The organism is Gordonia rhizosphera NBRC 16068 (genome assembly GCF_000298195.1).
Classification (GTDB): Bacteria; Actinomycetota; Actinomycetes; order Mycobacteriales; family Mycobacteriaceae; genus Gordonia; species Gordonia rhizosphera.
In genome coordinates, this window is record NZ_BAHC01000206.1 from 55,088 (window position 1) to 61,321 (window position 6,234).

9 protein-coding genes are annotated in these 6,234 nt (G+C 66.1%); 8 read left to right on the forward strand and 1 reads right to left on the reverse strand.

The features are described 5' to 3' along the window. Positions 1 to 57: 57 nt before the first annotated feature. Positions 58 to 1,188 (reverse strand): DUF4236 domain-containing protein, encoded by a 1,131-nt coding sequence (locus GORHZ_RS25085; RefSeq protein ID WP_006338092.1) that lies wholly within the window; start codon positions 1,186 to 1,188, stop codon positions 58 to 60. Between the two features lie 254 nt (positions 1,189 to 1,442). Here GORHZ_RS25085 and infA point away from each other — a divergent pair, with 254 nt between their 5' ends. The 8 genes from infA to truA all read left to right on the forward strand — a co-directional run bounded on the left by infA (position 1,443) and on the right by truA (position 6,177). Continuing rightward, positions 1,443 to 1,664, forward strand: a complete 222-nt coding sequence (infA, locus tag GORHZ_RS25090) for a translation initiation factor IF-1 (protein ID WP_005170487.1) — start codon at positions 1,443 to 1,445, stop codon at positions 1,662 to 1,664. Between the two features lie 78 nt (positions 1,665 to 1,742). Further along, a complete protein-coding gene (gene rpmJ, locus GORHZ_RS25095; RefSeq protein ID WP_005207978.1) occupies positions 1,743 to 1,856 on the forward strand; it encodes a 50S ribosomal protein L36 in 114 nt (37 codons plus the stop codon). Between the two features lie 212 nt (positions 1,857 to 2,068). Then, positions 2,069 to 2,437, forward strand: a complete 369-nt coding sequence (gene rpsM, locus GORHZ_RS25100) for a 30S ribosomal protein S13 (RefSeq protein WP_006338093.1) — start codon at positions 2,069 to 2,071, stop codon at positions 2,435 to 2,437. Then, positions 2,437 to 2,844 (forward strand): 30S ribosomal protein S11, encoded by a 408-nt coding sequence (gene rpsK, locus GORHZ_RS25105; RefSeq protein ID WP_006338095.1) that lies wholly within the window; start codon positions 2,437 to 2,439, stop codon positions 2,842 to 2,844. Before rpsM ends, rpsK begins: the two co-directional genes overlap by 1 nt. Before the next feature lie 26 nt (positions 2,845 to 2,870). After that, positions 2,871 to 3,476 carry a 30S ribosomal protein S4 gene (rpsD, locus tag GORHZ_RS25110; protein ID WP_006338096.1) on the forward strand — a complete coding sequence of 202 codons (606 nt, stop codon included), beginning with the start codon at positions 2,871 to 2,873 and terminating at the stop codon, positions 3,474 to 3,476. Positions 3,477 to 3,565: 89 nt separating this feature from the next. Further along, positions 3,566 to 4,618 carry a DNA-directed RNA polymerase subunit alpha gene (locus GORHZ_RS25115; RefSeq protein WP_006338097.1) on the forward strand — a complete coding sequence of 351 codons (1,053 nt, stop codon included), beginning with the start codon at positions 3,566 to 3,568 and terminating at the stop codon, positions 4,616 to 4,618. 60 nt (positions 4,619 to 4,678) lie between these two features. After that, positions 4,679 to 5,287, forward strand: a complete 609-nt coding sequence (gene rplQ, locus GORHZ_RS25120) for a 50S ribosomal protein L17 (RefSeq protein ID WP_006338098.1) — start codon at positions 4,679 to 4,681, stop codon at positions 5,285 to 5,287. A gap of 11 nt (positions 5,288 to 5,298) precedes the next feature. After that, positions 5,299 to 6,177 carry a tRNA pseudouridine(38-40) synthase TruA gene (gene truA / locus GORHZ_RS25125; RefSeq protein WP_083877435.1) on the forward strand — a complete coding sequence of 293 codons (879 nt, stop codon included), beginning with the start codon at positions 5,299 to 5,301 and terminating at the stop codon, positions 6,175 to 6,177. The last annotated feature ends 57 nt before the right edge of the window (positions 6,178 to 6,234 follow it).

Genomic DNA, 6,234 nt, shown 5'->3' on the forward strand with positions numbered 1-6,234 from the left:
CGATCGGCGGGCGCGCGTCGTCGGATGACGGGATGACGGGATGACGGGGCCGCGGGGTCACACTGCGGAGTCGACGTCGAAGGCCGCGACGTCGTCGTCGTCGAGGTCGAAAGCATCGACGACGGCCCGCAGATCGGGCTCGTCGGTCAGGTCGACGGGGCGCAGCGCGCCGGTCCGGCCGTTGCGGTTGGTGAGGCGATCGGTGAGGCAGTCGTCCATGATCCGGGTGGCGTCGACCTGATCCCACCGCACGCCGTCGAGGGCGATGCGGGTGCATCGGGCTGCGAGAATCACCTCGGCCGTACGGGCACCATAAGCGTTGATGCCCGATGCGCGGACCGCGACGATCCGTGCGGCGGTGAGCCCGGGCGCGACGGCGAACGCCTCGCGCAGTGTGACCAGCACGTAGCCGGCGACCAGTGCCATGTAGAACTCGGCGACCTCGGTCTTGGTCATCCTGCGCAGCGACAGGTTGCCGGCCTCGGTGGTGGTCGGCAGCCGTTCGGGGATCGCGTCCTCGGCCGGCACCTCGACGACCAGCGACACCTCGGTGCCCCTGACCCCGACCGCGGCCGCGGCAGCCTCGTTGTCCTCGAAGGCCGCGGCGAGCGCGGCGAGGACCGTGTCGGGATCGCAGCCGCACAGCCTCGCCCACCAGGCATCCACATCGGCCTGCCGGTGGGCACGCTCCGCTTCGCGCCCGGCGTTGACGTGCTCCCATTCGAGGCGGGCGTTGTGCTCGGCCCACGCGAGCGCGTTCTTTCGAGCCGTTCGGTCGAAGACGCTCGTGGCACGTTTGGCGGCTTTGCGGTGTCCGGCCAGGATCGGGGCGAAGTCGACCGGCGGTGCCGGGGGTGCTTGCGGTCGGATGGCCGGGGGGAACTCGGTGCGGTGGATCGCCATGATCGCGTCGAGGGTCGCGGAAATCTCTTGCGCCTGCCCGAGCTTCGCCCGCTGCGCCTGCGTGCGGACCTCGACGAGCTGCCGCGATGCGGCGGCGGTCCCGGTGCCCCCGGGCCGGGGGAGGCTCGTGTAGTAGGTGAACGGACCGGCCCCGGTGGACACGCCGGTGCGGCCACCACCAACGTGCAGACGCGCGCCGCGTGGTCCGACGTGGGCGCGCAGACCGCGCCGCGAGGCACTGATCCGCAGGCCGGGTGCGAGTCGGACGGAGAAGAAACCAGCCACGGCTCTATTTTCACCGCAGACCCGGCGAGCGCGGTCCAAGTGGGCGGTTTGGTCTGTTACAGCAGTTCGCGTAACATAGAACGTCGGTGTGCGTCGCATGCCGGCCTCGGCGTGTCGACAACGAGTTTGTACACGTGGGGCCGGGTTGGGACACCCACCACCGGTACCGGTCAGCCGACTCGGTGCCAACACCGTAACGGATAAACACGGAGTCAACCGGGCCAATCGGATGAGCGGCCAGGATCGCGGAGGACATGGCGAAAAAAGACGGGGCCATTGAGGTCGAGGGACGAGTCATCGAACCCCTGCCCAATGCGATGTTTCGCATTGAGCTGGAGAACGGTCACAAGGTTCTCGCCCACATCAGCGGCAAGATGCGGCAGCACTACATCCGCATCCTGCCCGAGGACCGGGTCGTCGTGGAACTCTCGCCCTACGACCTCGGTCGTGGGCGCATCGTTTATCGGTACAAGTAGGACTTCCCCCGAATTTCGGGTGAGGACACCGACAGGTGCGGCTTTCGTCGTGCCTGGACCATTCAAGGAGAAGCGGACGTGAAGGTTCAGCCGAGCGTCAAGCCGATCTGCGAGAAGTGCAAGGTGATCCGCCGCAACGGCCGGGTCATGGTGATCTGCGAGAACCTGCGTCACAAGCAGCGTCAGGGCTGATCACTCGCAACCCTCGGGGTCGCTTGAGAAACATAACTGAATATCGATGACAGAGCTGAACAGCACATTGTGAAGCCCTCCTGGCACCAGCGTCGACAAACGGGTCGGCGCCCACCTCCGGTTCAGAGGCCGGAGCCCCGCAGCACAAGCAGTAGAGAAGAGTCGGGGACGGACCAGGAGCAGACCTCTGAGAAGTAAAGGAAATCTGCCACATGGCACGTGTTGCTGGTGTGGATCTCCCCCGTGAGAAGCGGCTGGAGATCGCACTGACCTACATCTATGGAGTTGGCCGTACCACCTCCAAGGAGATCCTCGAGGGCACCGGGCTGAGCCCCGACCTGCGCGCGAAGGATCTCACCGACGCAGACGTCGCAAAGCTGCGTGAGTACATCGAGGCCTCGGTGAAGGTCGAGGGTGACCTGCGCCGCGAGGTGCAGGCCGACATCCGTCGCAAGATCGAGATCGGCTGCTACCAGGGTCTGCGCCACCGTCGTGGCCTGCCCGTCCGCGGACAGCGCACCAAGACCAATGCCCGTACTCGTAAGGGCCCGAAGAAGACCATCGCCGGGAAGAAGAAGTAATGCCTCCTAAGTCACGTAGCGCAGGCCCCAAGAAGGGCGCACGCCGTCGCGATAAGAAGAACGTCCCGCACGGCAACGCACACATCAAGTCGACGTTCAACAACACCATCGTGTCGATCACCGACCCCAACGGCAACGTCATCAGCTGGGCGTCGTCGGGTCACGTCGGCTTCAAGGGCTCGCGCAAGAGCACCCCGTTCGCGGCTCAGCTCGCGGCGGAGAACGCTGCACGCAAGGCCGCCGAGCACGGCGTCAAGAAGGTCGACGTGTTCGTCAAGGGACCGGGCTCGGGTCGTGAGACCGCCATCCGGTCGCTGCAGGCCGCCGGCCTCGAGGTCGGCACCATTTCTGATGTCACCCCGCAGCCGCACAACGGCTGCCGTCCGCCCAAGCGGCGTCGGGTCTAAGCGGGAAAGGAAGAGGTAAAAGAAAAATGGCTCGTTATACCGGCCCCGCAACCAAGAAGTCCCGTCGTCTGCGCGTCGACCTCGTCGGCGGCGATCAGGCGTTCGAACGTCGCCCCTACCCGCCCGGCCAGCACGGCCGCTCGCGGATCAAGGAGAGCGAGTACCTGCTTCAGCTGCAGGAGAAGCAGAAGGCACGCTTCACCTACGGAGTGATGGAGAAGCAGTTCCGTCGCTACTACGAAGAGGCGAACCGTCGTACCGGCAAGACCGGTGACGAGCTGCTGCGCATCCTCGAAACCCGCCTCGACAACGTCGTGTACCGCGCCGGCCTGGCCCGGACCCGTCGTCAGGCCCGCCAGATGGTCACCCACGGCCACTTCACCGTCAACGGTGTGAATGTCGACGTGCCCAGCTACCGCGTCAGCCAGTACGACATCATCGACGTCCGTCCGAAGTCGCTGCAGACCGTCCCGTTCCAGATCGCCAAGGAGCTCGTCGGCGATCGTCCGGTGCCGGGTTGGCTGCAGGTGGTTCCGTCGACGCTGCGCATCCTCGTGCACCAGGTGCCCGAGCGCGCCCAGATCGACGTTCCGCTGTCTGAACAGCTCATCGTCGAGTTCTACTCCAAGTAGTTCTCGAGCAGTCCAACCAAACAGCCCAAGCTGTTCGGTCCACTTCTAGGCCGTCAAATAGCGGTCGGCCACAAGGAGATACACAAGAAATGCTCATCTCACAGCGACCCACTCTGACCGAGGAGATCATCGCCGAGGACCGCTCGAAGTTCGTCATCGAGCCTCTCGAACCGGGCTTCGGCTACACCCTCGGCAACTCGCTCCGTCGTACCCTGCTCTCGTCGATCCCCGGCGCTGCGATCACCAGCATCCGCATCGACGGTGTCCTGCACGAGTTCACCACCGTCCCCGGGGTGAAGGAAGACGTCACCGACATCATCCTGAACCTCAAGGGCCTCGTGGTGAGCTCCGAAGAGGACGAGCCGGTCACCATGTACGTGCGCAAGCAGGGTCCGGGCACCGTCACCGGCGCCGACATCGTGCCTCCGGCCGGTGTCACCGTGCACAACCCTGACCTGCACATCGCCACCCTGAACGACAAGGGCAAGCTCGAGATCGAGCTCGTCGTCGAGCGGGGCCGCGGTTATGTGCCGGCCGTGCAGAACAAGGCGTCGGGCGCCGAGATCGGCCGCATTCCGGTCGACTCGATCTACTCGCCGGTGCTCAAGGTGACCTACAAGGTCGAGGCCACCCGTGTCGAGCAGCGCACCGACTTCGATCGGCTCGTGCTCGATGTGGAGACCAAGAACTCGATGACCGCGCGTGACGCGCTGGCTTCCGCGGGCAAGACCCTGGTCGAGCTGTTCGGGCTCGCCCGGGAGCTCAACGTGGAGGCCGAGGGCATCGAGATCGGACCGTCGCCGGCCGAGGCCGACCACATCGCGTCGTTCAGCCTGCCGATCGAGGATCTGGAGCTGACCGTGCGGTCCTACAACTGCCTCAAGCGCGAGGGTGTGCACACCGTCGGCGAGCTGGTGGCCCGGACCGAGTCGGATCTGCTCGATATCCGCAACTTCGGGCAGAAGTCGATCGATGAGGTCAAGGTCAAGCTGCATGCGCTGGGTCTGTCGCTCAAGGACAGCCCGGCCAGCTTCGACCCGTCGCAGGTGGCCGGTTACGACCCGGCGACCGGTACGTGGTCGGATGACGCGTCCTTCGACGCCGATTCCGGTGAGGATTTCGCTGAGACCGAGCAGCTCTGAGCTGCCGCCCACCCCTGACTTCCGGTCGTGAGATCGTGAGTTTCTTCTAGGAGAAGAGAAATGCCCAAGCCCACCAAGGGTGCCCGCCTCGGCGGGTCGGCCAGCCACCAGAAGGCGATGTTGGCGAACCTTGCCACCTCGCTCTTCGAGCACGGCCGCATCACCACCACCGAAGCGAAGGCGAAACGGCTGCGCCCGTACGCCGAGAAGCTGATCACCCACGCCAAGGGCGGCTCGCTGGCCAACCGTCGCGAGGTGATGAAGGACATCCGTGACAAGGATGTCGTGCACACCCTGTTCGCCGAGATCGGTCCGTTCTTCGCGGACCGTCCCGGTGGCTACACCCGCATCATCAAGACGCTGCCGCGCAAGGGCGACAACGCCCCGATGGCTGTGATCGAGCTGGTGCGTGAGTCGACCGTGTCCAGTGAGGCCAGCCGCGCGACCCGCGTCGCCGCCTCGCAGAAGGCACAGGAGAAGGCTGCCGAGCAGGTTGCCGACGCCGACGAGGCCGCCGAGACCGCTGAGGCCACCGAGGCCGAGAACGTGGTTGAGGCCGTCGAGGCGGACGCGGCTGCCGAGACCGAGGTCGCCGACGACGCTTCGAGTACTGCTGCCACGGGCGAAGGTGCCGAGGCTGCTGCCGACGAGAAGAAGTCGGACGACTGAGTCCAGACGCGCTGTCAGAGCCCGCCGTCACCGCATCCGGTGACGGCGGGTTCTGTCGTCTGCGCCTCGACATCTCCTACGACGGAACCGACTTCGCCGGGTGGGCGCGGCAGATCGGGCAGCGAACCGTATGCGAGCTGCTCGAGGAGACACTGTCGACGGTGCTGCGGGTCCCCGTCCGGCTCACCGTCGCGGGCCGCACCGACGCCGGGGTGCATGCGACCGGACAGGTCGCGCACACCGACGTACCCGAAACGTGTTTGGACACACGGTCCATCGCGGGAGACCCGTCACGACTCGTCGGGCGGCTTGCCAAAATGTTGCCGGATGATGTGCGGGTGCGTCGTATCGAGCGTGGCAGCGCCGATTTCGACGCCCGGTTCTCGGCGCTACGGCGGCACTACATGTACCGGCTGACCGACGCGCGCTGGGGATCCGAACCCATCCATGCGCGGTCCACGGCGACCTGGTCACGCCCCCTGGATGTCGATGCGATGAATGGTGCGTCGGAGAGTCTGTTGGGGCTCAACGACTTTGCCGCGTTCTGTCGGCGTCGCGAGGGGGCGACCACCATTCGCGATCTCCAACGATTCTCCTGGCACCGTGACCACGACGGGGTGCTGATCGGCGCGGTTAGCGCCGACGCGTTCTGCTGGTCCATGGTGCGCTCGCTCGTCGGCGCGGTCGCGAGCGTGGGGGACGGACGCCGCAACGTCGACTGGTGCCGGGGACTGTTGACCGAGACCACCCGCAACAGCAAGATCCCGGTCGCCGATGCGCGGGGTCTGTGTCTGGTCGGGGTCGACTATCCGCCGGAATCCGAACTGGCCGCCCGCAACGAGATCACCCGTGACGTGCGCTCTGCTACGGGTGGCTGCTGCGGCGGCTGACCGCACCCTCGGGCCGACAGCACGACCCGGATCCCCGCCGACGGCACCCGGAACCTC

What these genes read in the sequence shown, in the direction of transcription:
- infA (WP_005170487.1), top strand. Translation starts at nt 1,443, where the DNA reads ATGGCGAAAAAAGACGGGGCCATTGAGGTCGAGGGACGAGTCATCGAA.
- rpsM (WP_006338093.1), top strand. Translation starts at nt 2,069, where the DNA reads ATGGCACGTGTTGCTGGTGTGGATCTCCCCCGTGAGAAGCGGCTGGAG.
- rpsK (WP_006338095.1), top strand. Translation starts at nt 2,437, where the DNA reads ATGCCTCCTAAGTCACGTAGCGCAGGCCCCAAGAAGGGCGCACGCCGT.
- rpsD (WP_006338096.1), top strand. Translation starts at nt 2,871, where the DNA reads ATGGCTCGTTATACCGGCCCCGCAACCAAGAAGTCCCGTCGTCTGCGC.
- GORHZ_RS25115 (WP_006338097.1), top strand. Translation starts at nt 3,566, where the DNA reads ATGCTCATCTCACAGCGACCCACTCTGACCGAGGAGATCATCGCCGAG.
- rplQ (WP_006338098.1), top strand. Translation starts at nt 4,679, where the DNA reads ATGCCCAAGCCCACCAAGGGTGCCCGCCTCGGCGGGTCGGCCAGCCAC.